This is a genomic window from uncultured Bradyrhizobium sp., from assembly GCF_936943645.1.
Lineage (GTDB): Bacteria > Pseudomonadota > Alphaproteobacteria > Rhizobiales > Xanthobacteraceae > Bradyrhizobium.
Genome location: NZ_CAKZJO010000054.1, coordinates 1 through 26,862, shown reverse-complemented (window position 1 = coordinate 26,862; position 26,862 = coordinate 1). Strand labels below are relative to the sequence as shown.

The 26,862-nt window shown below is 62.4% G+C and carries 26 protein-coding genes; 16 read left to right on the top strand and 10 right to left on the bottom strand.

Features of this window, described 5'->3' with window-relative positions:
- Positions 1-2 precede the first annotated feature (2 nt).
- The 5 genes from Q0743_RS13480 to Q0743_RS13460 all read right to left on the bottom strand — a co-directional run bounded on the left by Q0743_RS13480 (position 3) and on the right by Q0743_RS13460 (position 5,002).
- The gene (locus Q0743_RS13480; protein ID WP_298242025.1) at positions 3-1,229 is read right to left on the bottom strand and encodes a hypothetical protein; all 1,227 of its coding nucleotides are present in this window, start codon (positions 1,227-1,229) and stop codon (positions 3-5) included.
- Positions 1,219-1,800 carry a hypothetical protein gene (locus Q0743_RS13475; RefSeq protein WP_298242024.1) on the bottom strand — a complete coding sequence of 194 codons (582 nt, stop codon included), beginning with the start codon at positions 1,798-1,800 and terminating at the stop codon, positions 1,219-1,221. The genes Q0743_RS13480 and Q0743_RS13475 overlap by 11 nt, the downstream gene beginning before the upstream one ends.
- A gap of 144 nt (positions 1,801-1,944) precedes the next feature.
- Positions 1,945-3,201, bottom strand: a complete 1,257-nt coding sequence (locus Q0743_RS13470; protein WP_298242023.1) for a relaxase/mobilization nuclease domain-containing protein — start codon at positions 3,199-3,201, stop codon at positions 1,945-1,947.
- Positions 3,198-3,572: a hypothetical protein gene (locus Q0743_RS13465; protein WP_298242022.1), complete on the bottom strand. Its 375-nt coding sequence runs from the start codon at positions 3,570-3,572 to the stop codon at positions 3,198-3,200. The genes Q0743_RS13470 and Q0743_RS13465 overlap by 4 nt, the downstream gene beginning before the upstream one ends.
- Before the next feature lie 146 nt (positions 3,573-3,718).
- The gene (locus Q0743_RS13460) at positions 3,719-5,002 is read right to left on the bottom strand and encodes a MobA/MobL family protein (protein WP_298242021.1); all 1,284 of its coding nucleotides are present in this window, start codon (positions 5,000-5,002) and stop codon (positions 3,719-3,721) included.
- 166 nt (positions 5,003-5,168) lie between these two features.
- On the opposite strand from Q0743_RS13460, the gene Q0743_RS13455 reads away from it, so the two are divergent.
- Positions 5,169-7,610: a type IV secretory system conjugative DNA transfer family protein gene (locus Q0743_RS13455; RefSeq protein WP_298242020.1), complete on the top strand. Its 2,442-nt coding sequence runs from the start codon at positions 5,169-5,171 to the stop codon at positions 7,608-7,610.
- 42 nt (positions 7,611-7,652) lie between these two features.
- Positions 7,653-8,435: a hypothetical protein gene (locus Q0743_RS13450; protein WP_298242019.1), complete on the top strand. Its 783-nt coding sequence runs from the start codon at positions 7,653-7,655 to the stop codon at positions 8,433-8,435.
- Positions 8,436-8,771: 336 nt separating this feature from the next.
- On the opposite strand, the gene Q0743_RS13445 is transcribed toward Q0743_RS13450, so the two are convergent.
- Positions 8,772-9,251: a Fic family protein gene (locus Q0743_RS13445; RefSeq protein WP_367184895.1), complete on the bottom strand. Its 480-nt coding sequence runs from the start codon at positions 9,249-9,251 to the stop codon at positions 8,772-8,774.
- Between the two features lie 667 nt (positions 9,252-9,918).
- On the opposite strand from Q0743_RS13445, the gene Q0743_RS13440 reads away from it, so the two are divergent.
- The 5 genes from Q0743_RS13440 to Q0743_RS13420 all read left to right on the top strand — a co-directional run bounded on the left by Q0743_RS13440 (position 9,919) and on the right by Q0743_RS13420 (position 12,956).
- A complete protein-coding gene (locus tag Q0743_RS13440; RefSeq protein WP_298242018.1) occupies positions 9,919-10,296 on the top strand; it encodes a hypothetical protein in 378 nt (125 codons plus the stop codon).
- A 134-nt stretch (positions 10,297-10,430) separates the two neighbouring features.
- Entirely contained in the window at positions 10,431-10,760 is a 330-nt protein-coding gene (locus Q0743_RS13435; protein WP_298242017.1) for a hypothetical protein, read from the top strand.
- A gap of 150 nt (positions 10,761-10,910) precedes the next feature.
- Entirely contained in the window at positions 10,911-11,363 is a 453-nt protein-coding gene (locus Q0743_RS13430) for a DUF2231 domain-containing protein (RefSeq protein WP_298242016.1), read from the top strand.
- Positions 11,360-12,694, top strand: a complete 1,335-nt coding sequence (locus Q0743_RS13425; protein WP_298242015.1) for a sorbosone dehydrogenase family protein — start codon at positions 11,360-11,362, stop codon at positions 12,692-12,694. Before Q0743_RS13430 ends, Q0743_RS13425 begins: the two co-directional genes overlap by 4 nt.
- A 58-nt stretch (positions 12,695-12,752) precedes the next feature.
- The gene (locus Q0743_RS13420) at positions 12,753-12,956 is read left to right on the top strand and encodes a hypothetical protein (protein WP_298242014.1); all 204 of its coding nucleotides are present in this window, start codon (positions 12,753-12,755) and stop codon (positions 12,954-12,956) included.
- A gap of 3 nt (positions 12,957-12,959) precedes the next feature.
- Here Q0743_RS13420 and Q0743_RS13415 read toward each other — a convergent pair whose 3' ends face one another.
- Positions 12,960-13,895, bottom strand: a complete 936-nt coding sequence (locus tag Q0743_RS13415; RefSeq protein ID WP_298242013.1) for a sugar kinase — start codon at positions 13,893-13,895, stop codon at positions 12,960-12,962.
- Positions 13,879-14,925: an SPFH domain-containing protein gene (locus Q0743_RS13410; protein WP_298242012.1), complete on the bottom strand. Its 1,047-nt coding sequence runs from the start codon at positions 14,923-14,925 to the stop codon at positions 13,879-13,881. The genes Q0743_RS13415 and Q0743_RS13410 overlap by 17 nt, the downstream gene beginning before the upstream one ends.
- A gap of 102 nt (positions 14,926-15,027) precedes the next feature.
- Here Q0743_RS13410 and Q0743_RS13405 point away from each other — a divergent pair, with 102 nt between their 5' ends.
- The 7 genes from Q0743_RS13405 (at position 15,028) to Q0743_RS13375 (ending at position 21,603) form a co-directional block, all read left to right on the top strand.
- Positions 15,028-15,756 carry an NUDIX domain-containing protein gene (locus tag Q0743_RS13405; RefSeq protein WP_298242011.1) on the top strand — a complete coding sequence of 243 codons (729 nt, stop codon included), beginning with the start codon at positions 15,028-15,030 and terminating at the stop codon, positions 15,754-15,756.
- 326 nt (positions 15,757-16,082) lie between these two features.
- A complete protein-coding gene (locus Q0743_RS13400; RefSeq protein ID WP_298242010.1) occupies positions 16,083-17,285 on the top strand; it encodes an MFS transporter in 1,203 nt (400 codons plus the stop codon).
- A gap of 177 nt (positions 17,286-17,462) precedes the next feature.
- Positions 17,463-18,692, top strand: coding sequence for a CaiB/BaiF CoA-transferase family protein (locus Q0743_RS13395; RefSeq protein ID WP_298242009.1), 1,230 nt, complete (start codon positions 17,463-17,465; stop codon positions 18,690-18,692).
- 215 nt (positions 18,693-18,907) lie between these two features.
- On the top strand, positions 18,908-19,786 hold the full coding sequence (locus Q0743_RS13390) for a 3-keto-5-aminohexanoate cleavage protein (RefSeq protein WP_298242008.1): 879 nt from the start codon (positions 18,908-18,910) through the stop codon (positions 19,784-19,786).
- Between the two features lie 106 nt (positions 19,787-19,892).
- Positions 19,893-20,108, top strand: a complete 216-nt coding sequence (locus tag Q0743_RS13385; protein WP_194402831.1) for a hypothetical protein — start codon at positions 19,893-19,895, stop codon at positions 20,106-20,108.
- Between the two features lie 99 nt (positions 20,109-20,207).
- Positions 20,208-20,600 carry a RidA family protein gene (locus tag Q0743_RS13380; RefSeq protein WP_298242007.1) on the top strand — a complete coding sequence of 131 codons (393 nt, stop codon included), beginning with the start codon at positions 20,208-20,210 and terminating at the stop codon, positions 20,598-20,600.
- Between the two features lie 148 nt (positions 20,601-20,748).
- The gene (locus Q0743_RS13375) at positions 20,749-21,603 is read left to right on the top strand and encodes an outer membrane beta-barrel protein (protein ID WP_298242006.1); all 855 of its coding nucleotides are present in this window, start codon (positions 20,749-20,751) and stop codon (positions 21,601-21,603) included.
- Positions 21,604-21,672: 69 nt separating this feature from the next.
- Here Q0743_RS13375 and Q0743_RS13370 read toward each other — a convergent pair whose 3' ends face one another.
- On the bottom strand, positions 21,673-22,335 hold the full coding sequence (locus Q0743_RS13370; protein WP_298242005.1) for a TetR/AcrR family transcriptional regulator: 663 nt from the start codon (positions 22,333-22,335) through the stop codon (positions 21,673-21,675).
- 215 nt (positions 22,336-22,550) lie between these two features.
- Between Q0743_RS13370 and Q0743_RS13365 the strand changes: the two genes are divergently transcribed.
- Positions 22,551-23,786 carry an acyl-CoA dehydrogenase family protein gene (locus tag Q0743_RS13365; protein ID WP_298242004.1) on the top strand — a complete coding sequence of 412 codons (1,236 nt, stop codon included), beginning with the start codon at positions 22,551-22,553 and terminating at the stop codon, positions 23,784-23,786.
- A gap of 144 nt (positions 23,787-23,930) precedes the next feature.
- Positions 23,931-24,989, top strand: a complete 1,059-nt coding sequence (locus tag Q0743_RS13360; protein WP_298242003.1) for a phosphotransferase family protein — start codon at positions 23,931-23,933, stop codon at positions 24,987-24,989.
- Positions 24,990-25,112: 123 nt separating this feature from the next.
- On the opposite strand, the gene argE is transcribed toward Q0743_RS13360, so the two are convergent.
- Positions 25,113-26,300, bottom strand: a complete 1,188-nt coding sequence (argE, locus tag Q0743_RS13355) for an acetylornithine deacetylase (protein ID WP_298242002.1) — start codon at positions 26,298-26,300, stop codon at positions 25,113-25,115.
- Positions 26,301-26,862 lie beyond the last annotated feature (562 nt).

Sequence of the window (26,862 nt, the reverse complement as noted above, 5' to 3'; positions counted from 1 at the left end):
GATTAGCCATTCATCGTCGGAGCAGATTGCTTTTTCGCTGATGTTGGTTGCGCAGGCTTCGACTTGTCGTCCGGCTTCTTTTCGCTCTTCGCTTCCGCATTCCGGACGGGTGACTTTTCGTCCTTTTTAGGCTCGCTGGCCTGGGCCGTGCGCGGCACACCGCTGAAGTCGTCCATATCGTTTTGAGTGGAAGCCGTTATGACCTCGACTTTCTCTACTTTCTTGTCAGCGTTCTCATCCTTGGCATCTGCGCGCACATCTTTCGCACCGGTCTTTAACCTCTCCTTGAGTTCCGCTTCCTTCCTCGTCCCAAGCGACTGTTGTAGTTGCTCGAATTGTTGCGCCTTATCAGGATGTTTCGTCTTGAGACGTTCGACCTTCGAGTTAAGTTCCGTCTTGCACTGCGCCTCTTCCTCTGGCTTGCAATGGAAAAGCTTCTTAACGCCGCCCACCAGATCTTTCTTTTCCTCGGACGGAAGACCATCGACTGCCTTATCGGTCGATGTGGTGATCTCATTGTAGTCGAGGTGATGCCGGTTTGAGTAACGCGCGCCCGCAACGACATCCCTGTCGCTGAATTCAAGCCGGTTCTTCAAGACCTTGTAATTCTCTTCTTTCAGGTGTGACTGCGCCAACGTCTGGATAGCGGCAGGGCCAAGGCGTAACAAGTCTGGATTGTTGGCGGCCCAACCAATGCCGCTCTTGATCGCTAATTCACGCATCTGCGCCTGACCGGCAGGTGAACTCCAGTCACCGCTCGACCCAATTCCGTCATAGCGGGCGCTCGATCCTTCCGCGCTGCGCGAGAAGCCGCCCGCGCCACCAATCTGGTTGAGGGCGGCGTTGGATTTCAGCATCGCCACCGGATCAAGCGGATTGACGCCGACCTTTGCTGCCTCGCGTTGCGCTGGCGTGAGCATGCCGAGATACTGTTCCACACCAGCCGACGCCGCTGTCGCGAGAACGCCGCTGCCCGGAGTCATGTTCGCAACCTGGCTCAAGGGAAGAGCCTTGATGGCGCTCTTGACTTGGTTCGTGATGAGAGCTGCGACTTCAGCAGGCGGCGTTGGGACGCGTTCGGCCAAGAATGCCGCCATCACGGATTCCGATGCTTTGAGATTGCGGATAGCGTCTTCACTTTCCGTGACCGGGGCGCGCTCGGTGGTACGTCCCGATGTCGCTCGGTTCATCGGCGTGCGATTACCTGTTTCAAGTGGGCTATCGGCCATCGGCGGCCTCCTGCGCGAAACGGACTGGAAGCTTCAAAAGCACGCGGCGTATCGCATCCTCGGGCAGGGCGATTGGATAAGTTTGCCGATCAGCCGCTGCGGCCTGAAGTGCGTAGTCCCGGACCATCGTGTCCATGTCTGGCCAAACCATCATCGACGGCGTGCGGTCGTTGGCTGAGGTGTCCTGAAGCATCCGGGAAGCCACCGCGATCGGTCCCTCCAGATCGGGTTGCCTACGTCCCATCAAGGAGAGGATGCGATCGATGAACTTTGCGAGGCAGATGATATCGAGGAAGTGACTGATGCTGTCCTGGATATCGTGAACAATCGCTTGATCCATACGCAAGATCGCGCGGCGGTCACTTGGTGACGAGACCTTCACGACGTGCAGCGCAACGGAAATGATTTCTTGCTCGTTGGCAGGAACGTTCTTTGCGAGGGCGAAGCTTTCGACTGCGGGTAGGAGTATGGCCGCCGCGGAGTTGAGATCGTCCTCGGTCGGAAAGCGCGCAACACTCGCGCTGTCTCCAGCCGCGGCCGCTTCGCGAAATGGCGATGCTTCAAACGTCATAAAAACCCGTCCAAAAAATTCGTTTTGCGCATATGTCTTTGCCCGCGGATAAGGCGGGGAAATAAGCCTCAGACTACGAAAATGGCGCTGAAAAACCCTTAATTTACGGCGATCGCATTGAAATGAAACGATTTTGGCCGCGGGCTATTTTAAGCCGAATGGTTTCCTGCGTATGCGGTAGGCGGTGAGCCGGCGTAGGCGCCGCGGCTGCCTCGCGGTGCCTTCCCGCTTCTTCCGCCAAGGCTGGAGCTCCTGGAGGCGGTCGAGCGCAACGTTGCGTTCTGCCTGTAGAGCAACGATGGCGGCAATGAGTTGATCCCCTCGGAGAAAACGCCGCGCCGCGGCCAATCTGGTTGCGAAGTCGGCGAATAGTGCCGCGCGAGCGGAACGGTAGACGATGATGGACAGCGGTGTGCCGGACCAACGCCGCCGGGCCGGTGTCTGAACGAAGCCATCGGTTTTGACGGAAATCATGCCTTCCATATTCGGTCGGAAGTATCGATGCGCTCGATCAGACGTTGTCCGCTTGCCGATCCTCCGTTGCGTGGTCTCACGGGAGGCGAGGGCGAATTTATGCTTTCTGTCCCCCACTACGCGTCGCTCGCGCTGATCTTCGCGTACAGCGGAAACCGAGGGAAGATCGCTCAACGGGACGTCGGCCATCCGCTTCCGGAGCGCGGCCGTGCTCCCACCTTGAATACGCCGTGCAAGAGAATGCACATTGCCGGCGCGATCGATGATGACAAAAACCCGCCTGTCGCCGCGGGCGAGCGTGTAGCCTGCTTCTTCCAGCTTCCGTTTGAAGACCGCACCGTTGCTCGACCCACTCCAGAGCGCGGTCACTTCGAACGTTACTGCCGAGGGTGCCACACCAGAACGTGCCTGCTGGCGGAGCTCGTAACCGGCTTCGGATCTGCGTCTGCGCCGCTCCACCCGCTTCTCGCGAGAACCGGGTATGCGCCGGTGGCCGAATGCCGCTTCCAGCTCGCGTGCGGCGCTCTCGTGCAGCCGGTAATTCCACGAATACGCAATCGCTGTCCCGGATTCTGAATCAATCCGCGACCAGACGACGTGAACGTGGTCGCGACCTTTCTTGCGATGCGTAACCACGAGGCGTGTTTGACCTCGCAATCCCAGCTTTTCTTCGAGGGTGTCGACGGCATGCCTGATCTGCCGGTCATCGAGCGGGCGGCTGGCTTCGGGGCTGATGGATGCATGGTAGAGCGGCCGTTTTGTCTTGGCGGCCAATCCGCGCACCTCCATTTCGACAAGTGCGCCTTTGACGTCCCGCGCGAGGGTGCCCCGCACGTCAAACAGGCGAATACGCTCGTTTTCGTCGGCGGCAAGGAGGTGCGCTGCAAGTTGGGCGGCTCGTCCCCGCGCCTGGCCCTTGATAATCACGTGGCAGGAGGGCGCTTGCCAAGCGCCGCGAGTAGCTCCGGCCGTAACTTGCGCAACTCGACTAAGCTGCGAGACAAATCTCGTTCAACGACGGGCATGGCTTGCCCGGACTGGGCAGAGAAGATCAGAGAAAGAGCGCGTATGGTTGAGGCAATTTTGCCAAGACGGTCGAGAACCTTCACGAGGAGGGCGGTTTCAACCGAAGGCTTGCGTGCCGAACGTAACGGCTTGGAGTCAAGAACCGTGGCGCGCACGTAGCTCGATACTTCGAGACCGGCGCGATCGGCGGCGTCGCGCACCGCACGATCCTCAATCGCCGAGAGGCGAAACGTGATGCGAAACCGGCGGCTCGTAGTGTTCGCATGAAGCATGCGATGGACCGTCAAAGGGGATGCAACGGGGCGCCAGCCCCTTGCCAAGCGCGCTGTCCGTCAGACAGCGCATGGCTTGCCTGTTACATTTTCAAGCTATCAAAGATTTGGTCACGCCGCCTTCAGGCGCTTGCTTCCAAGAATTTTTAGCGGCCACGTCCACGATCCATTCCTCGGGCCTCGGCCCGCTGCTGCAAGTATGCTTCCATTTCGGCTTTGCGCGCCTGAGCCTGCTCCATTTCCTCGCGCCGCTGCTGCTGCTCGACGTGTCTAACAGGATCGATCTTCCGTTCTTCCGCCATTTCGCGTTCCTCGCCTTTCTTCCGGTGATTGGGTCCGTCAATCAGCGTCTCAAGGGACTCTGAGATACGGCCCAATATCTTCAGTCCTCCGCCGCCCATCAGATCGAAGCCATCGCGGCGAGGCCCTTTCTCGCCTCGTCCGGGCAATCCAATTTCGCTACCGCGTGAGACTTCCGTATCCCATTCCCGGAATTGATGATGTTCTCGGTAGTGCTCCAACGCCGTTTCGAAGAGCGCGTCGGTCGCCAACGGGGAGATGTCGGCGTCATCGGACACCATCATCTGATAGAGGTACTCAAGCTTCAGGTCGTTTTGGTGGATGGCATCGAGCTTAGCCTGCCGCTCTTGGTACGGATCGCCATAGGGCAGATTCTCGGGGCCCATATTGCGCTCGTAAAGTTCACGCTCTTCGTTGCGCGCCTTACGCGCCTCGTTAGCCTCGAAACGGGTCAATCCCTGATCGATAGCCGGATAGTTGACGGTGACGGTTTCCCGTCGCCCGTCGATAATCCGGGTAACTTCCTTCTGATTGCTGTGGAACTCGTGGCTTTTTTCGGCGAGCTTACCGGCTCCCGCGCCCACATGAAGCTCTGGTTCGCGATCGATGCCTTGGCCGGCCAGGCTTCGCCGGTCGATCCGGACGTCATGGCCGGCCCGTTCAAGTGAAATGTTCGCTTCCTGCTCCCAACCCTCCCGGAAGCGTTCGGTACTGCCACGCTCGGTGGTCAGCATGACCCGCTTGCCGGTTTCCGGGTCGCGGTCCCGGAAGATAATGTGAGCGTGCGGGTTATCGTGATCCTTGGGACCGTCGTGGATAGCCGCCGCCCATGAGGCCCGGCCTTCTGTCATTCTTTCGCAGAAGTTCTGGAGAAGACTGAGGTTTTCGTCGTGGGACAGTTCCAGGGGCAGGGCCACCACGACCTTATCGATCACGCGAGCGTTCTTTCGGTCGCCTTGCTCCTGCTGGTCCAGCCACTTCATCATGCTGGCGCGCTCGTCCGGCATGCGCTGGCTGATAATCTCGGTGCAGCGGTCCTGGCCAGTGGCGTAGCGCGCGTAAAGGCTGGCGGCGCCCGCAGGATGGGTGCTGCGGCCGATAAAACTATGATTGAGGCTGAAGATCGCCACCTCGGCGGCTCCAGAAAATCACCATCCAAAATATGTGCGGCAGTCTTTCACGGCGTGCTGTGCGGCGCAACCGCCGGCTGCAAATTTCTATAGCGATGCAGTTGCCGTGCTGCCAATCTACGCCCCAGGGCAATGGGGGAGACGCCGCAGGCGGCGTTGATCAGGCATGTCGGTGCATGGGACCGCCCGGTGGGCGACCCGGTCGGAGGCCAACGACGCTGGCCTCTTTTCAGATTCCGGAATGTATGTCGGACTGTGGTGGGAGAATAAGCACAACTTCGAGCCCATCCGGTACAATGGCGACCTCCACCAGTTGATCGTCGCGGGTACGGGCGGAGGCAAGTTCACCACGGCGATCGCGCCATTTTTGATAGCGAGCGATCCCGAGAGCTCCATCGTCGTCATCGATCCCAAGGGCGAGATCGCGCAAGCGATTGGTCCAGTGCTCCAGCCGGCATTTGCATCGAAGCAAAAGGTATTTCTGCTCGATCCTTGGGATGAAGTCGGGACTGGCAATACCGCGTCGCTCAACTTTCTCGATCTGATTACAGCGGATAACCCCAACTATGTTGACGATGCCCGCGCACTGGCTGACGCCATGGTGCTTTCGTCCGGGGCCGACAATCAGCATTGGGACAACGCCGCACGAAACTATCTGACTGCCGTCCTCTTGTTTGTTGCGCTCGATCCCCGGGAAGCATCACGGCGCGATCTGATCCGCGTTCGCGAGATCGTGACCTTGCCCTTTGAAATGCCGAAGGCATACAAAGGCAAAAAGCAGGAAACGCTGGCCGAGCTCCTCTTCGGCTCCATGGAAAGCGAATTGGCGGGCGGCGCCATCAAGCGCGGCTTCCGCGCCATTCTGAACCGCGAAGAGCGCGAGCAGTCCGGAATCATCAGCAGTGTTGAACGCGACACGGCATGGATCGATAGCCCGCAGATGGCCAAAGTGCTCCGCGGGAAGAGCCTCGACATGCGTGAAGCCGCGCTCGGCGGAAACAAGTATTTCGTTGTTATTCCGCCGGACTTTTTCATGACGCACCGCTTTTGGCTGCGCCTCTGTGTGACCGCATTCGCAAAAAGTTTCAGACGCTATCGCCCAAATACTGCGCGTGGCGGCGCCAGACGGTGGCGCCATATCGTGATCGACGAGTTTGCCAATCTTGGCGAGATGACGTTCGTTCTCAACGACATCGCCGTATCGCGCGGCTACGACGTCAAATACACCCTAGCGGTCCAGGATTTCAGCCAGCTTGCCCGCGTTTATAATCAGGGCTGGGAATCGTTTATCAACAACTCATTCCAGCGCTTCTTCGCCGTCAGTGACATGTTTACGGCCGAGTACGTCTCGGCCATGTCAGGCAGTGCGACCGTGGAAACGATATCGGACGGTGTGTCAGAAAATAACGGGCAAAGCTTTGCCGATAACGTCGGCAATACGTGGTCGAAAGGTTCATCAGCACCAACTGGCCCGGGTCCTAGTTCCTCCACGAAGGGGTTCACAAGAACCCAGGGCGGTACCCACACTGAGACTTTCGGCGACTCGCGCACTACAACGTTTGGTAAAACTGAGCGCAAATTGCTTACGGCCGACGAGGTCCGGCGCTTCGCGCCCAACAGCCAGTTGCTCTTCTTTCGCGGCCTTCACGCTATCTCCTCGTGGCGGCCTGCGTATTGGGAAGCATTCGTACACTTACCGAAATTCACGCTCAACGAAGTTCTCGAAACTGTTGGGCGAAGGCCTCGAAGTGATGCCGAGAGAGGGAAATTCCTGAATTGGTCGGCTGAACTCATCACGCCTGATCCATACGAAGCTGGTCAAGCCCTGCCGTCGACGTCGCCGGCTGTTGCTTCTCAACCGGCGGCCCGGGCAGCGCTTCGCCTCGACATTATCTATCGAGTGCTGGTCGGGATTGGCGTCCTAGGGGCGGCTTGGTGGGCATGGTCGTCGTGGTTTGCCCCAGCGCCACCGCCGCGGCAGATCAACCCTATTTTTCCGGAGATCCGGCCCGCGCCTGTCGCGCCGCCGATCTCCGGTGACACGACACCCGCTCCACCGGTTGCACCGCCAATATCAGGACCTGTCGCACCGCCAATCTCGGGTATCCCTTCCGCTAGTCCGTCACCGGTATGGCAGCCCGCAAGACCGGTTCGACCCACGCTTCCGAACCGAACCATGTTCTTGGCGATGGGCAAGGGGCCGTCTGTTCGTGACGCCATGATCCAGTTGATGCGCGATCAGGTGAATTATTGTGCTGTCGGCGAAGGAGCCTCCGAGCGGGCCATGATGACGCATCTGGCGCAATGGGCGCGCGAGGCGGGTCTCACTCGCGAAACTTTGATGGACATGGCCACGATCAAACAATACCAGACGAAATTGGACCCCTACTTTGCTCGCTCGGCCTCTTGGACCCGTCGCGACCGGAATGAAGTGTTCAACATCCTGCTCGATGCACTTCACAAAAATGGCTATGCGTTTGGAGTCCAGACAGACGCAATGATTGGGCATTTTTACGAGAACGGCGGTTGCCCGTTCGATACGGTATCGAAGGCAGATTATCAGCCGCCGCTCTATGGGACCGGGGCAACCCTTGCAAAGCTTCCCTGACCTCGCGATCGATTTTCTATGATGGTTTCTAAGGGCGACGGCATGCCGAACGAATTCCCGATCAGTAAGAGAATAATGTCCGTGACAACCAATCTGGTACGAAGGATGTTCCGGAGGACCTGGCGGCAGGTGCGCATCGTTTTTAAGATCGTTTGGCGATCGTTCTTGGAGGCGTTGTTTGTGCCTCATATGGTTGGTGCAACACGACGATACGTGTATCCATTTGTTCTGGCGCGCTCCCCCTCTGAGTATCGCGAAGAACTCGGCGAGGCTGAGCAAAAGGCCGCCAAGGCGACCCAGTGGAAGGAGCCGGAACCTAATGACTTCTCGAAAGCGATCTTCGATGTAATCAACAAACGTGAGCAATATTACATCGAAGCCGTCGAGCGCGCGGAATACAACGCCGAGGCCTTTGTGGTGCTGAGCAGCACGGGCACTGTGGTCGCGTGGCTCGGCTTGCTGTACAGAATTCCTGCTCTGGCAGCTTCGTTTGGAACGACGATCGGCCTCCCGCTGCTGTTTGTATCCATAATCTCTGTGAGCTTTGTAAAGCTCATGCGGATCGCCCGAACTTATGCCTACAAGGGAAAGTGGCAAAAGGGCAGCAGAGCGTTTCTCGATGGCCGGATGTCGTACGAGCAACTTCTCAGCGAAGATTACCGGGTTTGGCGGTATCCAATGCGGATGATTGTGCCGGCGTGGTTGTCGATCACGTCGCTAGTAGCGGGCGCAGGGTTCGCGGGTGGTTCCCTTCTCAATTGGGCGATCCACGGTGCGGTCGTGGCCGGTGGTCGTACATCTTTGCTTCCGCTTTTAGGCGATTGAGCCCCCGGGCTAGGGCCGTCAAAACGTCCAACACGAACGTCCAACAATCTGTCCAACTACCGGAAATTGGACGACAACTATTTTCGTGCAAAGACCAAATAACGCTGATAGATTCAATACGTTATCCGTACCCGATGGAGCGCATCACCCGCTCCATTGGAGCACTTCACCCGCTCCAGCCGCCCCTAAGGAAGCAGGTGATGCGGTCCAAAATAAACTCATCCTCAACGTGATGCCTCAACCGTCGAAGGGAACACGCGGTGCGGCTTCCGGGGCAATCTGATTGGAAATTACAAGGCGGTGCTGGAACGGTTTTGTTGGTCTGAGACCCAATGGTCAAGCGCGTTTGCTATGCTCGTCCCGTTTGCGCTGTTGCTGCTTGTACTCGGCTTGCACCGCCGGATCTTCGTTGCTTCCACGAACGGTGTCCTGCTCACCCCTGCCGCCGTCGAGCCCCTTGGCAGCGTTGATGTGCTCTTTGAGATCAATCACCGCCGGACGGATATAGGGTTCGAGATATTTGTCGAGGATGCCTTTGCCGGGATCGTCGAGTTCCTTGGTGAGTGCCTGAAGGCATTCAGTCTTGTCCGTCGAAGCCCAATCGACGCTGAAGCCGGCACGTTGCGCCAGTATGGAGTGGACCACCATGATTGTTCGCCCATTGCCATCCAAGAACGGATGGCCGTGGGCCAGATATCCCATGACCTCGCCCGGCTTTTCGCGCATGGTCTTGGGATCGTTGCCCAGCTTCAAAGCATGCTCGATCGCGTTCCGAATGTCCTTGGGATGCGCGAACAAAACGCCACCGCGGCTCACGGCGATATCCGGTGCCGTCGTCGCGCGATCCTGACCCCGCCCACGGGTACATGACGTCGAAGAGCGTCTTGTGGGTGCTTGTAACGTCCGCGTAGGTCAGGGCCTTCTTCCTCTGAAGGCCGCGAACGCATCGTCGATGCCGGTCGTGAAGGAGGCGTGTTCGAGCCTCCGTATAATTGCCGGATCTTTCTCTTGGGCAAGGTTGCGCAGGTATCCGCGCGTCTCGAAGTCGCCGAACGGATCAAACGTCACGGCTGGGCTTCACGCAAATAGGCAGCTTGAAGCAAGATCATTTCCGGGCGTGTAATCCGGCCCGCTCGCACGAGACCAATGAGTAGCCGCTCAATCTCGTCCAGCTCGACCCTATCCCCGGCCAAGCGCGAAATATGGTGGGCCAAGCGGTCGTTGGGACCCTCCGAGTAGGTAACCTGGTGCGTCCGGGCTAGCGTTCGGATGTGCTCTGCGGTCGAAGGGGCGGTTACCCTATCCATATCAATAATGTAGCATTTTTCGACTGAGATTCCATTAGCGAATAGATCCCTGAAATCAGTAAGTTGCTAAGATCCGTTCCCGCGCAAGCTGCGCCTGGCACTCATGTGGCGTGTCAAGGAGGCGCAGAGGTCGGAGGATCGGAGAGGGCAGAGGAGGATCTGCCTACAAGTGGATCATGACCACGAATTTCCTTTTCATGGACGAGAAGTTCGCAGACCAAGGTGCGCCGCTGCACGCTCGTGCCATATCGCTGACTGGCATTCTGATCCCTGCGGATGCGCATAAGGCGTTTAGGGAGAGCTTCTATGATCTCGTGCATCAGGCGATTGGAGACAAGCAGAACGTCATATCTCCAATGCCAGTCAGATTTTTGAGATCAATCGGGCAACCGCTAACGCCTTTCAAATCTGGGCTGGCTGAGATCGCCTCTAGTCTCGAACCTACGATTGCGTTCGACGAGGTAATCGAAATGAAGATAGAGATGCCGCCGGCGGGGCATCGACCCAACGGGCCAATCCGGTTTGTGTGTCCGATCGTTCCGCAAGACGGTTGAAGTAGGTTGACACTTCTCGAGAAGTAGTCGTGCAGAGTTTGCTGCGTCCAGAATCGCCCGCCGCAAGCCTGATCCAGGTCAATGTCCCTCGTGTCGGATGGTCTATCCATTGGTCGCAGCTTCGGGACATACACATGACCAACAAGCCTATCGACTGGACGCCGGACCTTTCCCTACCGACCTCCAAATCCACCGTCCAGCACTTCATCGCAAAGGCCGGCGGCGACCGCCTGGAGATCGACACCACGCCGTGGGGCGAGGCCGATCTCACGGTCAACGGTCAGTCGATTGCTCACCTTGACGCCGCAGCCAGCGCGGGCGATGCGTTTCGAACGCTCGAGACGATCGCGGCAGATCTCGAGGCCGGCAAGGACGCCGGCAAGGACGCCGGAAAGGATGCGCGCCTCGATCAGTTGATCGAGGATGACGAGGTCCGCGAACGGCTCGGACTGACGCGCATCTAGGGCCATCGCGGTCGGGGAGATCGCCGATATCGCCACCGCGATGAGTGCCGTCCACGCGCGTCGGAACGGGGCGGCGCGGATTCGCTAGGAACCATCGCACCACGCACGAGTTGGCCGGTCGGGCAGGACCGATAGTCACGAGGCCAAACCGTGCAACAAGACGTGCGCGTGCGCACCACCGCGCAGATCGCGGGTCATCCGATTCATCCGATGCTGGTGCCGATCCCGATCGCGTGCTTCATCGGCGCGCTCTTCACCGACATCGCTTATGTCGCCAGTGCCGAGATCATGTGGGCGGATTTTTCCGCCTGGCTGCTGCTCGCAGGCGTCGTCTTCGGCGTGCTGGCCGCGATCGCGGGCCTGACCGATTTCCTCGGCAATCGCCTGGTACGGGCGCAGACGCCGGCCTGGCCGCACCTGATCGGCAACGCCGTCGCGCTGATGCTCGCCATCGTCAATGCGTTGATCCACACCCGCGACGCCTGGACCTCGGTGTGGCCGACCGGGCTGGTTCTGTCCGTGATCACCGTCCTGATCCTGCCGGTCACCGGCTGGCTCGGCTGGGCGCTGGTCTATCGCCACGGCGTGGGAGTTGCGCGATGACATTCTCGATTGGACGCGCGCTGCTGTGCTGCTCGTTGCTGCTTCTGGCTGGCTGCGATGACGGCAGCGGCGATCCCAAGGCGCAGATCGGCGCCAACCCGAAGCTCCCGGACATTCAGCAGTACCTGCTGCCGCCCATGCACATCGCGCGCATCGTCGGCTGGAAGAAGGACGAGACGCCTGGTGTGGCCGACGGCCTGCAGATCAGGGCCTTCGCGACCGGCCTGCAGCATCCGCGCTTCATCTACGTGCTGCCCAACGGCGACGTGCTGGTGGCGGAATCCAAGGCGCCGAAGGGGGCGGGGATCAAGCGGCCGAAGGAAATCGTCATGGGATATATCGAGTCCTGGGCGACCTCGGGCGGCGACGACACCGGCCCCGGCAATCGCATCACGCTGCTGCGCGACAGCAATGGCGACGGCGTGCCGGAGACGCAAAGCGTCTTCCTCGACCATCTCAATTCGCCGTTCGGCATCGCGCTGGTCGGCAACGAGCTCTACGTCGCCAACACCGATGCGATCGTCCGATATCCCTACACGGAAGGCGATACCAAGATCACCGCAGCGGGTACAGTGCTGACGGAGCTGCCGGGCGGGCCGATCAACCATCACTGGACCAAGAGCCTGGTTGCCAGTCCTGACGGCTCGAAGCTCTACGCCGGCGTCGGCTCCAACAGCAACATCACCGAGAACGGCATGGAGGCCGAGCACAACCGCGCCGCCATCCTCGAGGTCGACCGCGCCAGCGGCCGCTGGCGCGTGTTCGCGAGCGGCCTGCGCAATCCCAACGGGCTGAGCTTCGAGCCGCAGACCGGCGCGCTGTGGACGGTGGTGAACGAGCGCGACGAACTCGGTCCCGATCTCGTGCCTGACTACATGACCTCGGTGAAGGACGGCTTCTACGGCTGGCCCTACAGCTATTACGGCCAGCACGTCGATCCCCGCGTCAAGCCGCAGCGGCCGGATCTCGTCGCCAAGGCGATCGCGCCGGACTATGCCCTGAGCTCGCATGTCGCGCCGCTCGGGATGGCCTTCAACACCGGCACTGGCCTGCCGGCGGCCTATCGCGGCGGCGCCTTCGTTGGCGAGCATGGCAGCTGGAACAGGCAGGTGCTCAACGGTTACAAGGTTGTGTTCGTGCCCTTCACTGATGGCAAGCCGAGCGGACCGGCGCAGGACGTCGTGACAGGCTTCCTCAACAGCGACAACAAGGCGCGCGGCAGGCCCGTCGGCGTTGCCATCGACAAGTCGGGCGCACTGCTGGTCGCCGACGACAGCGGCAACACGGTCTGGCGCGTCACCGCCGCACATCCGCAACTGACGCAACGTTGAGCCCGCGCGCGCGTTGTCGAACGGACGTTCTTCTGAAGCTCAAAGCCAGGAGTGGACAATGGGCCTTGCTCAATATGCCATCGTGCCGGTGCGGGACCAATGGGGCGTGCTGCACGACGGCGATGTCAGGAATACCCATGCCACCAAGGAAGCTGCGTTCGAGTCGGCCGTCGCCGCCGCATCTCTCGCGCTTCGTGAAGGACATGAAGTCCAGGTCAGCGTGCCCGGCCGCGAAGCCGGCGAGAACGCGCTCGGCATCTAGCCATCACTGGATCAGCCGGCCGCGCCGTGCGGCAATCCCGATCGCAACCTCGGCGCCCGCATTGAAATCGAGCCGGTCGGCCTCGATGCCGTCGCTGAAGATGACGCCGTTTTCCGGCATCAAGGAGCGGATGCGCAATTGTTCGGTCGGAGCAAGCCGGCCGCAGACGAGATTGGTCTGCGAATGGCGGCTGGGGAAGGGCTCGCGCACGGCAAAGCGCAGCTCCGGCGCATCCCAGGGCAGCGCCTCGTAACCGGTCAGCGGGGGAGGCCGGCCAAGGCTGCCGGCAATGGCCAGCGAGCCCGTGACGATGCTTTTGAACCAGGCGGTTGACCCGAGGCCGGTCGAGACGATCAGGCCGCTCGAGGATTGCCGTTCCGTGGCGTCGCCGGTGGCAAGCTCATAGATCGCCGAGACATGCGTGCGCGCGCCGATGAAGAGGTCGTTGACGGCGTAGAGCACCTGGCCGTCACTGAGCCGCGCTTCCGCCATCGTCACGGCCTGGCTGCCCCGCTTGTCGGCGGCGACTTCCGGCAGCAGCTTTGCGAGGTCGCGCGGCGCGAAGGGCAGCAGAATGCCGTCGTGGCGCGCGGGGTCCGGGTTGAGCCCGATCAGCGGATGGTCGTTCAGATATTTCACGGTGTTGGCGACGACGCCGTCCTGGCCGAGCGCGACCACGATGTCATCAGGCGCGAAGATGAAGTTCGGTAGAAAAGCGCGGTCGATCACCTGATAGCGCCCCCATTGCTCCAGCACTTGCACCGTGGTGTGACGCTGCGCCCTGTAGACCTCGTGCTCGCGCTCGTAGTCGGAGAAGTCGGCGCCGAGATGTTCGACATAGAAGCGCGCCTGCGACGCCGTGAGGTGGCGCGCGATCAGGTCTTCCAGCCTGGTCTTGCGCGTCACCAGCACGATCTTGCGGTCATTGGCGGCGGGCATTGGCGGCCTCCGTCGGCTTCGGCTTCTCCAGGAGCTGGCTGAGCAGGTCGGGCGAGACGTTGAGCTGGCCGATCTTCTCGGCCTTTTCGGCGATGCCGGAGAAGGCCTGCGCGATCAGCTGGCCCGGCTGCATGCCGGCTGCGGCGAGCGCCTGGATCACGCGGGTGTCGACGCCCTCGAAGATCTTCATCAGCGCGCCGACGCGATAGGCCTCGGCGTCGGCCAGCGTCCTGGTGTTCTCGGCATTGAGGCCGACGAAATCCTTGCGCTTGCCTTCCAGCACGATGTCCGCGGCCATGCCGGCCTCGCGCAGCTCGTTGCGCTTGGCGGCGACGCTCGCCTCGGCGTCCATCTGGGTCTCGCGGATCGACCGCTTCTTCTGCTCGACCGCGATCTCGGTGTCGAGCTCGCTCTCGCGGATCGCGCGCTCCTGCTCGACGGCGAAATTGCGCCGGGCGAAGATGGCCTCGTCCGCGTTCTTCAGGATCGCTTCGCGCGCTTGCGCCTCCAGCGCCTTTGCGGTGTCCGGCGTCGGCCTGATGCCGCGAACCGACACGCCCAGAATTTCGAGGCCCAGCGAAGCAATGTCGGCGCGCGCCCTCAATCCGCTCGCGATGATGTCGGCGATGCGGTCGGACGCCTGCAACGCCTCCCTCAGCGTCAGCTCCTTCACCGCCTGCTGGGCGAGCACCTCGACCGTGCCGAGGATCCGTTCCGGCAATTTCTCCGGATCGTCGCTCTCATAGGTCTTGCCGTCCGCCTTCAGCGTGAAGTCGAGCATCGATGCCGCCTTCTTGGGGTCGCTGACGCGATAGGTCACCTGACCCTGCACGGTCAGCGTCTGAAAGTCGCGCGCGGTCTGCTCGAAGATGAAAGAGGCGTCGCGGCTGCCGATCGGCACGGCGACCAGCATGGTCACTGGCGCGTAGTAGAGCGCGGACAGGCCGGCGCCCTCGGCGACGACGGCGCCGGCGCGGTACTTCATCAGATAGGTGGTGGGCTGAGCCTTGATGAACCTGACGCCGAACATGGCCTTCTCCGATCGCTGTCTATAAGTGTGTCTGGGCAACTAAGTAAGTTGGACTGTACAACTAACTGTGCTACTGTCAAGGCCGGACAAGGGAGGTGGGCGATGGCAGGGGAGGCGACTGGCAAAAGCGTTGGAAAATCTGGAGATTTGGACTTTCCGCGCCCCCTGACCACGGTCGACGTGGTGATCTTCGCGATCAGGGATGACAGCCTTCAGGTGCTGCTGGTGCGGCGGCCGGCCGGCGAGGGCGAGCCGTTTCCGGAAAGCTTGGCGCTGCCGGGCGGCTTCGTCGATGTCGCGAAGGACCGCGATCTCGCGGCCTGCGCCGCCCGCAAGCTCCGCGAGAAGACCGGCGTCACCAGCCCTTATCTCGAGCAGCTCGGAAGCTGGGGAAGCGCGACGCGCGATCCGCGCGGCTGGTCGGCGACGCACGCCTATTTCGCGCTGATCCCGGAGAAGGCGGGCGAGCTCGCTGCGGATGCACGCTGGTTTCTGTTCTCCGGCGGCAGGCTGAAGGAGAAGCTCGCCTTCGACCATGGCGAGATTCTCGCAACCGCCATCCAGCGCCTGCGCAACAAGGTGGAGTACACCTCGCTGCCGGCCTATCTGATGCCGGCCGAGTTCACCCTGCCGGATCTGCAGCGGGTCTACGAGATCGTGCTCGACCGTCCGCTGGAGAAGAGCGCTTTCCGCACGCGCATCCTGTCGGCCGACATGATCGAGCCGGTGGCGAAGATGCGCCGCGGCCCCAACCGTCCGGCGCAGCTTTATCGGCTGAAGAAGGGTCGCGAGCCCGTCTATTTCGTGCGGACGTTCAATCCGCCGGAGTGAGCGCTGATCGGCAGGATGATCGCGCGCGCCTCGTCCTTCGAGACGCGCGCAAGGGCGCGCTCCTCAGGATGAGGCTAAGCCGCACCGGTGCTCGTCGAAACGACTGCCCCGCACCCGGTCCTCATCCTGAGGGCCCGCCAAGTGCGGGCGTCTCGAAGGATGGCTACGGAGGGATAGCTCCGCTTGCGATTCCGGACCCAATCGAACGCCGCCCTGCGGCCAGCGCTGCCTTGCCATTCAGAACCGACATGTCCCCAGGCTGAGTCTCCGGCTAAGACTGATCGTGCCGGCGCGATCTGCGCCTGCCGGGCAGGCGAACGTTTGGAATGCGGTTCTTGAAATCTGACAGCAGGCTGATTGGCGTCCTGCTGGTGCTCGCCATCACCCAACTCATCGGATGGGGTACGATCGGTCTTCCGGCCGTGGTGGGGCGCGAGCTTGCGGACGGTCTCGGCATGAGCCTGCCGGGCGTGTTCGCGGGCAGTTCGGTGCTTTATGTCACGATGGGGCTGTGCGCACCGTGGCTCGCCAGGGCCTTTGCCCGGCATGGCGCGCGCAAGGTCATGATGGTGGGCACGATCGTGTCCGCGCCCGGCTATATCGTGCTGTTCTTCGCGCGCGAGCCGCTGCTCTATTTCGCCGGCTGGGTCATTCTCGGCATGGGCGGCAGCGCCACGCTCTCGACCGGCGCGTACATCATGCTCAACGAGGTCGCCGGGCGCGGGGCCAAGAATGCCATCGGCGGGCTGATGCTGGTGACGGGGCTCTCCAGCAGCATTTTCTGGCCGACCACTTCTTTCCTGAGCGGGCATCTCGGCTGGCGCGGCACCTGTCTCGTCTATGCGGCGATGATGCTCCTCATCAACCTTCCGCTCTATGCGATCCTCGCGCCCCGTCGGAAAATTGCGCCTGACGACGACGGTGCGTCGGCCAGGGCCACACCGCCGCCTGCGGTTCCGAGAAGCACTTTCGGTCTCGTCGTCTGCGTGATCACGCTGAACGCCTTCGTCAATTTCGGCATCAGCGCCATCCTGATCGAGCTGCTCCGGGCCGAGGGACTGGCGCCGGCGCAGGCGCTCGCCTTCGGCTCCATGCTGGGCGTGATCCAGGTCAGCGCCCGCGGGCTGGATTTTCTTGGCGGCGGGCGGTGGGACGGCATCACGACCGGGCTCGTCGCAGGCACGGCGCTGCCCGTGGCCATGCTGCTCTTGATGCTGAGCGAAGGCGCGACCTGGGCGGTTGCGGCCTTCATCCTGCTCTATGGCGCCGGCAGCGGCGCGATGGCGGTGGCGCGCGCCACCATTCCGCTGGTGTTCTACGACCAGGCCGAATTCGCCAAGGCGATGTCGATGATCGCGCTGCCGCTCAATCTCGCCTCCGCGATCTCGCCGCCGCTTCTCGTCGGCCTGCTCACCGAATTCGGCAGCCGCGGCGCGCTCGGTCTCACCTTCGTATGCTCCTGCGCGACGGTGCTGATCCTGGTTCTGCTCGGCCGCCGCCGGCCGCGAGTGGTGGCTGCCGTGACTTGAGCCGGCCGGGGGGAATATCGCGGCGCGGAAAGTTGCGGACGGCGACCGCCTCTGAGCCGGCAGGAGATAGCCGTATGCCGCCAGTGCAGTGCTCAGAACCCCAAAATGGTGTATCCGCAGGGAGCGCGGCTTGGCTGGAGCCGCCGCGCCAACACCAGTTCCCCGGAGGAAACCGATATGTCGGCCTTGCCGCTCTCAGGCATCAAGATCCTTGACCTCACGCGCGTCCTTGCCGGGCCTTTGTCGGCGCAGATGCTGGGCGATCTCGGCGCGGACGTGATCAAGATCGAGCGGCCGGGCACCGGCGACGACGCGCGCGCCTTCGGCCCGCCCTACCTGAGCGATCCCGAGGGCAAGGCCAACAACAACAATTCCTTCTACCTCTGCGCCAACCGCAACAAGAAGTCGGTCACGGTCAACATCGCAAAGCCCGAGGGACAGGCGATCATCCGCGAGCTCGCCAAGGACGTCGACGTCTTCATGGAGAACTACAAGGTCGGCGATCTCAAGCGCTACGGCCTCGACTACGAGACCATCAAGGCGATCAATCCCGGCATCATCTATTGCTCGGTGACCGGCTTCGGCCAGACCGGTCCCTACGCGCCGCGCGCCGGCTACGACGCCATCCTGCAGGCGATGGGCGGCCTCATGAGCGTCACCGGCCATATGGACGGCGAGCCGGGCGAGGGCCCGATGAAGGTCGGCCCGTCGATCGTCGACTACATGACCGGCATGAACACTTCGATCGGTATTCTCTCCGCGCTCTATCATCGCGACGCCAACAACGGAGAGGGGCAGCACATCGACGTCTGCCTGTTCGACACCGTCATCGCCTCGCTGTCGCACTGGCTGCAGATCTATCTCGTCAACGGCAAGACGCCGCCGCGGCGCGGCACCTGGGGCAATGGCGGCATGCCGGCCGGCGTGTTCCGCTGCACCGACGGCGAGCTGATGCTGGTGGTCGGCAATGACGGCCAGTTTCGGAAGACCTGTGCCGTGCTCGGCGAGCCCGAGCTGGCCAACGATCCGCGCTTCATCAAGAACAACGACCGTGTCGTGCACGGCAAGGAGATCATGGCGATCTTCGCCGGCCTGTTCCTGAAGCAGAAGGTATCCTACTGGCTGGAGAAGCTGGAAGAGGCCGGCGTGCCCTCGGGCCCCATCAACAATTTCGAGCAGGTGTTTTCCGACCCGCACGTCCAGTCGCGCGGCATGCGGGTGAAGACCGAGCACAAGTTCGAGCCCGAGCTGTCGCTGATCCGCAACGCGCTGACCCTCTCGGGCACCCCCATCACCGAATATCGCGCCCCGCCGCTGCTCGGCGAGCACACGCAGGAGGTGCTCGGCGGCAAGCTCGGCTATGATGCGGCGAAGATCGAGGAGTTGAAGGCGCAGGGGATTATCTAGGTTTGTCTTCGCCTCTCCCCGCGTGCGGGGAGAGGCCGGATTCGAGCGGAGCTCGAATCCGGGTGAGGGGGACTCTCCACGAGTCCAACTCGCACCGTACTTGCGGAGAGTCCCCCTCACCCCAACCCTCTCCCCGCAAGCGGGGCGAGGGGGCGCAGCTACTCTGCGGCAACGCATTCAGCTAGACTCATTGAGTTGCGAAGCGGAGGAATTCCATGACATCAGGCAAAACCATCATCACCTGCGCCATCACGGGCAACCTCACCAAACCCGAGCAGTCGCCCTACCTCCCCATCACGCCCGAGCAGATCGCAACCTCCGCGCTGGAGGCGGCGGAAGCGGGCGCTGCGATCGCCCACATCCATGTGCGCGATCCCGCGACGGGGCGTCCCTCGATGGAGATCGATCTCTACCGCGATGTCGTGGACCGCATCCGCGCCCGCAACAAGGGTCTCGTCATCAATCTCACCACCGGTCCCGGCGGGCGCTTCGTGCCCTCGATCGAGGATCCCCGCGTCGCTGGCCCCGGCACCACGCTGCTGCAACCCGAAAAGCGCGTCGAGCACATCGAGCTGCTCAAGCCCGACATCTGCACGCTCGATCTCAACACCATGAATTCCGGCGGCGAGGTCGTGATCAACACGCCGCGCAACGTCCGCATCATGGCCGAGCGGATGAAGGCGGCCAGCGTGCTGCCCGAGATCGAGCTGTTCGACAGCGGCGACTGCCATCTGGCGCGCGACCTGTTCGCCGACGGCACGCTGAAGGGGCCGGGCTTGTTCTCGCTCGTGCTCGGGGTCAAGTACGGCTTCTCGGCGACGCCGGAAACCATGTTCTACGCCCGCAGCCTGCTGCCGCCGGGCGCGATCTGGTCCGGCTTCGGCATCGGCCGCGCCGAATTCCCGATGGTGGCGCAGGCCTATTTGCTCGGCGGCCACGTCCGCGTCGGCATGGAGGACAATCTCTATATGTCCAGGGGCGTGCTGGCGAAGACCAATGCCGAGCTGGTCACCCATGCCGCGGGCATCTTGAAGAGCCTTGGCGCGAGCGTTGCGAGCGCGGAGGATGCGCGGGCGATGCTGGGCCTTGCCTGAGGCTTGCGGGCAATCCCCAGATAACTCCGGTCCGTAGTCGCACAGGCTTCCGCTTCGCCTCCGACTCTGATTCGATCTCCCCACTTGAGTTCGGGGAGGGAAGTGAATGTCCTACACGATCGGGTTCCAGGCCAAGAACCAGAAGTCCATTCTGGCGACCGAGGCGGCCACCGCCAACCAGGCCGTCGCCATCGTTGCCGCGCTGCGGCAGAGCGCCGACGAAATAAAGTTCATCCGCTCCCCCCAGGAAGGCGAGATGGGCATCGAGATGCTGCTGCTGCTCGCCAAGGAAGAGGCCGAAGAGATGCCGCAGCGGGCTTGAGCCCGTCGCCACGACTACACTTCGATCAGAAGCGAAGCATGCCGGCTGCAGGATGATGTAGTCAGGCTTCAGTCTCGCTCGAGCCGAAGGTGGTCGTCCATGAAACGTGAAGCGCTCCGCGTCGAGCCGATCTCGACCTTTCTCGACCGCGTGAAGGCGCCGACATCGCCGGTGACGCGCGCCGGCAACATGATCTTCGTCGCAGGCCTGCCGCCCTTCGACCCCGACACGGGCGAGATCGGCGGGATGGCCATCGAGCGGCAGAGCGAGATCGTCATGCAGCAGATGAAGCGGTGCCTTCAGGCGGCCGGCGCCTCGCTCGACAATGTCATGAAGTGCAACGTCTATTGCACCTCGACCAGGCACTTCGCCGCCTTCAACGCAGTCTACGCCCGCTACTTCCCGGTCGATCCGCCGGCGCGGATCTTCGTCTGCACGCCGGAATGGTTCGGCCCCTTCGACGTCGAGATCGACTGCATCGCGATGCTGTGAGGCCGGAGCTATTGCAGGCCGGCAACACTCCGGCTCAAAGCGGCAGCGTCATCCGGTCGAATGACGCGCACCCTGCGTATTCTCTTTAGGCCACTTCCATCCATTGCCGGCCCGCAAGCAGCGCGGGCCGATTGGGGGAAGGGGCACGATGTCCAATTGGAGTTCTTTGAAGCCATTGCTCGCCGGGACCATTGCGGTTGCGGGCATTCTCTGCACCGGGCTCGCCGGCGCCCACCCGACGGAGCCTGCGCCACGCCATACAAGGGCGGCGGCGAGTGCGGCCTGGGACTGGTCGGGATTCTATCTCGGCGCCGATGTTGGTGGCGTCGGCCAGAGCACGTCATCCGGACGTTCGGAGTTCTTCGAGAACGAGGACGACAGTCCGACGGTAGGGGCACAGGCGCCGTCGTCCTCCGCCGCCATTGGCGGCGTTCATCTCGGCTATAATTGGCAGATCTCGCGGGTGGTTCTGGGCCTGGAAGGCGACTGGCAATGGACCAGGTCCGGCTACTCGTTCTGCCGCGAGACGGATCGCTTCGGCGTCCCCTGTAGCGACAACGGTTTCGGTTTCGTCACGGTCCAAAGCGAAACGCGGGGCATCGGAACGTTGCGGGGGCGCCTCGGTTACGCGTTCGACCGCGTTCTGCTGTATGGCACCGGCGGTCTCGCCTTGGCCGATCTGCGCGATACGATCACGATCGATTGCCGGGTCCACGGATGTGGGCATGACGGGACCAATAACCTGAGCGCTCAGAGTTTCTCGAACCTCAGCACCGGGTGGGTCGCAGGTGTCGGCGCCGAGCTGATGCTGTCGCCGAACCTGATCGTGCGGTCCGAGTACCTGCACGTCGATGTCGGTTCGGTGTCCGACAAGCTCAATCTCGCTTTGGTGAATTGCTCCAGCGGGGGACCGTGCGGCGCCTCGTGGTCGCGCAACCAGCGCTACGACATCGGGCGGATCGGCTTCAGCTACAAGTTCGGCGGCACCGGCCGCGTGAATTGATCAGACCAGCCTTTCATGATGCGCGAGACCCGGCCTGGGGCCGGGTTCTTGCGTTGCGCCTGCGGTACGCTAACGCGCCGCCACCCGCGACGGCGCCTTCGCCTCGGCGCGTCCCGCCGTCAGCGCCATCGTCGCCACGCTGACCACGCGCGCGACGACGTCCTCGACATCATCGAGGTCGCATTTGCCTTCCGACAGCTTCGTCAGCCGCTCGCTCTCGCGGATGGTATGGTGCGCCATGGCGAGCGCGAAATTCAGGCCCCAATAGATATCGACGTCGCTGCGCTCGGGCAGGGCGCGGCGCATCGCGCCGGCGAATTTCCTGAGATGGTCGATCTCGCGGTTCTTGATGCGGCGGATCGGCGGCACGGATTCGATCGAGGCGCGGATCATGAAGCGCGCCGCGGTCGAGCGCTGGTTCTCGGGGCCGAGGCAGCCGCGCAGGGTCGGCCCGACCAGCGCGCGCAGGATCACCTCGATCGGCGCGTGGCCGCCGCCTTGCTCCTCCGCCGCCTTCAATTCGCGGAGGCGCTCGCGGTTGGTCGCGATCGAGCGCGTGACAAATAATTCCGCGATCAGCTCGTCCTTCGAGCCGAAATGGTAGTTCACCGCCGCGAGGTTGACGTTGGCCTCCGCGACGATGTCGCGCAGCGTCACGTCGCCGAAGCCGCGATCGGCATAGAGCCGTTCGGCGGCGGCGAGAATGGCAGACCTCGTATGATCGCTGGCCATGGATGCCCCCAGGGGAGGGAGTTGCAATTCAAACACTTGTATGAAACTATCGTTTGAAGGCCGGAGAAAGTCAATCCGCAATCGAGACTCGTTCGCAACTCGCGGGCCAGCTCGAACCGCCCCGCAACGCGCGTGTTCGTGCTTGCGGGGCCCGCCATGCGGGAGGACAGTCCGGCGCAAAACGAGATCGCAAAGAGAGAGACGAGGAGCGTCCCATGGACTTCGATATGTCGCCCAAGCAGAAGGAATGGCTTGATCGCGTGCGGTCCTTCATGGCCAAGCATGTGCGTCCGGCGGTGCCGATCTACGACCAGCAGGATCACAGCGGCGAGCGCTGGAAGGTGATCCCGGTCCTGGAGGACCTCAAGAAGAAGGCGAAGGCCGAAGGCCTCTGGAACATGTTCATGCCGCCGAACGAGCATGAGGATGACGAATTCCGCGGCGCGGGATTGACCAATCTCGAATACGCACTGCTGTCGGAAGAGATGGGCCGCATCACCTGGGCTTCGGAAGTGTTCAACTGTTCCGCGCCCGACACCGGCAACATGGAAGTGTTCATGCGCTACGGCTCCAAGGAGCAGAAGCGCAAATGGCTGCGTCCGCTGATGGATGGCGAGATCCGCTCGGCCTTCCTGATGACGGAACCGGCGGTCGCCTCGTCCGACGCCACCAACATCGAGACCAGCATCAAGAAGGATGGCGATCACTACGTCATCAACGGCCGCAAATGGTGGTCGTCCGGCGTCGGCGATCCCCGCTGCAAGATCGCGATCCTGATGGGCAAGACCGATTTCAACGCGGCCAAGCACCAGCAGCAGTCGCAAATCCTGGTTCCGCTCGATACACCCGGCATCAAGGTCGAGAAGATGCTCCCCGTCTTCGGCTTCGACGACGCGCCGCACGGCCACGCCCAGGTGCTGCTCGACAATGTGCGGGTGCCCAAGGAGAACATCCTGCTCGGCGAAGGCCGCGGCTTCGAGATCGCGCAGGGCCGGCTCGGTCCGGGCCGCATCCATCACTGCATGCGCACCATCGGCAAGGCCGAGGAGGCGCTGGAGAAGATGGTGAAGCGGCTGTCCTCGCGCACCGCCTTCGGCAAGAAGATCGTCGAGCACTCGGTGTGGGAGCAGCGCATCGGCGAGGCCCGCACCAACATCGACATGACGCGCCTGCTCTGCCTCAAGGCCGCCGACATGATGGACAAGGTCGGCAACAAGACCGCGCAGGCCGAGATCGCCATGATCAAGGTCGCAGCGCCCAACATGGCGCTGAAGATCATCGACGAGGCGATCCAGGCTTTCGGCGGCGCCGGCGTGTCGGACGAGGCGGGCCTTGCCAAGGACTACGCCCACATCCGCACGCTCCGTCTCGCCGACGGTCCGGACGAGGTGCACAATCGCGCCATTGCCAGGCTCGAGGTTCGGAAGTATGCCAACTCGCCCAAGCATTAAGAGGGAGAGCCGGGCGGCGCTCCCGGCTTGAAGAAACGACAGGGCATGGTCCCATTCGCAATGACCGCTTGACGCAAGTGCGTCAGCGGTTACCGATTAGGATCATGCTCGACCTGAAAAGGTCAGGACTGAAGAGGGAGCGTCATGGCCGACGGCGTCAGGAAAGACGAGGAGTTCTCGGGCACCAAGCCGGTCGAGGAGCGGCATCGCTTCGACGAGATGCGGCTCGAGGCCTGGATGCGCGATAACGTCGAAGGCTTCGAGGGCCCGCTGGTCGTCCTGCAATTCAAGGGCGGCCAGTCCAACCCGACCTATCGCCTCAACACGCCGAAGCGCTCCTACGTGATGCGCAGGAAGCCGTTCGGCAAATTGCTGCCGTCGGCGCACGCGGTCGACCGCGAGTATCGCGTCATCGCGGCCCTTGGCAAGCAGGGCTTTCCGGTCGCGCATGCCTATGCGCTGTGCCAGGACGATGGCGTGATTGGAGCTGCCTTCTACATCATGTCGATGGAGGAGGGCCGAGTATTCTGGGATCCGACGCTGCCGAGCCAGGACAACGATGCGCGGCGCAAGATCTTCACCAGCAAGATCGAGACGCTGGCGAAGCTCCACATGTACGATCCCAATGCGATCGGGCTCGGCGACTTCGGCAAGCCCGGCAATTATTTCGCGCGCCAGATCGACCGCTGGACCAAGCAGTATCGGGCGTCCGAGACCCAGCACATTCCGGAGTTCGAGAAGGTTGCCGAATGGCTGCCGAAGACCGTGCCGGAGCAGGCGCGCGTCTCGATCGTCCACGGCGACTACCGCCTCGACAACATGATTTTCCATCCGACGGAACCGCGCGTGCTGGCCGTGCTGGACTGGGAGCTGTCGACGCTCGGCGATCCCATGGCCGACTTCACCTATCTGTTGATGCAGTGGGTCATGCCGGGCCTCGAGGGCGCCGACCTCAAGGCGCTCAATATCCCGAGCGTGGAGGAAGCCGCGCAGATCTATTGCAACGTCACCAAGATGACGGTGCCCGATCTCAACTGGTACTTCGCCTACAATCTGTTCCGCCTCGCCGGCATCACGCAAGGAATCGCCGGCCGCGTCCGCGACGGCACCGCCGCCAACGCCAAGGCGCTGGAGTCAGCCAAGCGCACCGTGCCGCTGTCGAAGGCGTCATGGGAATACGCGCAGAAGGCGGGCGCGGTGTAGGTATGATGAAGGCGCGGCAGATGGCCGCGCCTTTTGTCTGATGCACGTCTCTCGTGTCCCGGACGCGGCGCAGCACGAAGTGCTGCTCCGCAGAGCCGGGACCAAGGAACTTGGGGGCGCCAACTACCCCTTCGCGCAATGCGCGATCAGCTTCTCCACGAACCCCGCGCATTTCTCCAGCTCGGCCATCTCCACGAACTCGTCCGGCGTATGCGCCTGCGCGATCGCGCCGGGGCCGATCACCACGGAGGGGACGTCGGCGATGCTGGCGAACAGGCTCGCCTCGGTGCCGAAGGCGACCTTGGCGTGGTCATTGCGCCCGGCAAGGCTTTTTGCGAGCGTGACGATCGCCGCATCGGCTTTCGTGTCGAGGGCGGGGTAGTCCAAAATCTCCTCGAAATCGATGCCGCAGTCCGGATGCCGCGCCTTCATCGCCGGCTCGATCTCGGCCCTGGCCCAGGCCACGATGGCATCGGTGACCTCGCGCGACTCGGTGATGCCGATGCCGCGGCATTCGAAATCCAACGTGCAGGTATCCGGCACGATGTTTAGCGCGGCGCCGCCATGCACGATGCTGGTGAGCAGCGTCGAATGCGGCACGTCGTAGAGGCTGTTGCGTTCAGCCTCGGCCGCAAGCGCCACGGCGCGGCGGCGGATCTCGACGATCAGCTCGGCCGCATATTCGATCGCGTTGACGCCGTCGGGCGCGATCGAGGAATGGCGGGCGAGGCCGCGGAAGGTCGCGCGCACGCCGTGCTTGCCCTTGTGGCCGATGATCACCTTCATCTCGGTCGGCTCGCCGATGAAGGCGCCGAGCGGCCTGACCTTCTTCTTCGCGACCTCGCGCAGCATCGGCCGTACGCCGACGCAGCCGATCTCCTCGTCATAGGAGATCGCCAGATGAATCGGCGTTGCGAGCTTTGCCTCCACCATCTCCGGCACCATGGCGAGGCACACCGCGACAAACCCCTTCATGTCGGTGGTACCGCGGCCGTAGAGCTTGCCGTCGCGCTCGACGAGCTTGAACGGGTCGTGGCTCCAGTCCTGGCCCACGACGGGCACGACGTCGGTATGGCCCGACAGCACGAGGCCCGGCCGGTCCTGCGGCCCGATCGTGACCCACAGCGAGGCCTTTTGCCCCGTCGTGTCGACGACGCGCTCGCCCTGGATGCCGAACGCGGCGAGGTAACTCTCGATATGGGCAATCAGCGGCAGGTTGGTGCGATCGCTGACGGTGTCGAACGAGACGAGGTCGGCGAGAAGCTTGCGTATGCGATCGGGTCGGGAGTTCGGGAAGATCGGGTTCGGCATTGTTACTTCTTGTTGGAGACTACAGAGGCTTGGATTGCGTGCAGGAACCATACCAATGTGGCGGGTTGTCGGGCAAATCAACACCTGTCCGTGGCGCGGATTGCGCTGTGCTGTATCCCGGCTACCAGAGCTACAATCCCTTGCATTGCCTGGCGGGCAAAACACGCGAGCCGTAGGTCAACCCACCACGCACAAAATATTCCACTTTGCCGAATTTCGGAAAGAGCGTATGTATCGCGTCAACCTGGCCCATCGAAAAGGGGCGTATCGCGATCGTCACGAACGCGGGCCGGGCGGCGGTGGACGTGGGTCACATCGGCGCGAAGGGTTTTGCAGGGCGGGCAACCGTGAGCAAGGTCATCGCGCGCACGACCGGTGTGATCGGCGTACGGCGAAATCGTGTGGTCCTGGCGCCCGGGGTCTGTGCGCCAAGTCTTGCGGTGATGCGTGTCGTCCAACCGGACGCGCGCGTCAGCTATCCGAAAGGCGACGGGGGCAATAGTGCAACGCTCCCCGGGGAGAGCACGACATAAGCCGTAAAGCCACTGCGCAGGGAAGGCCG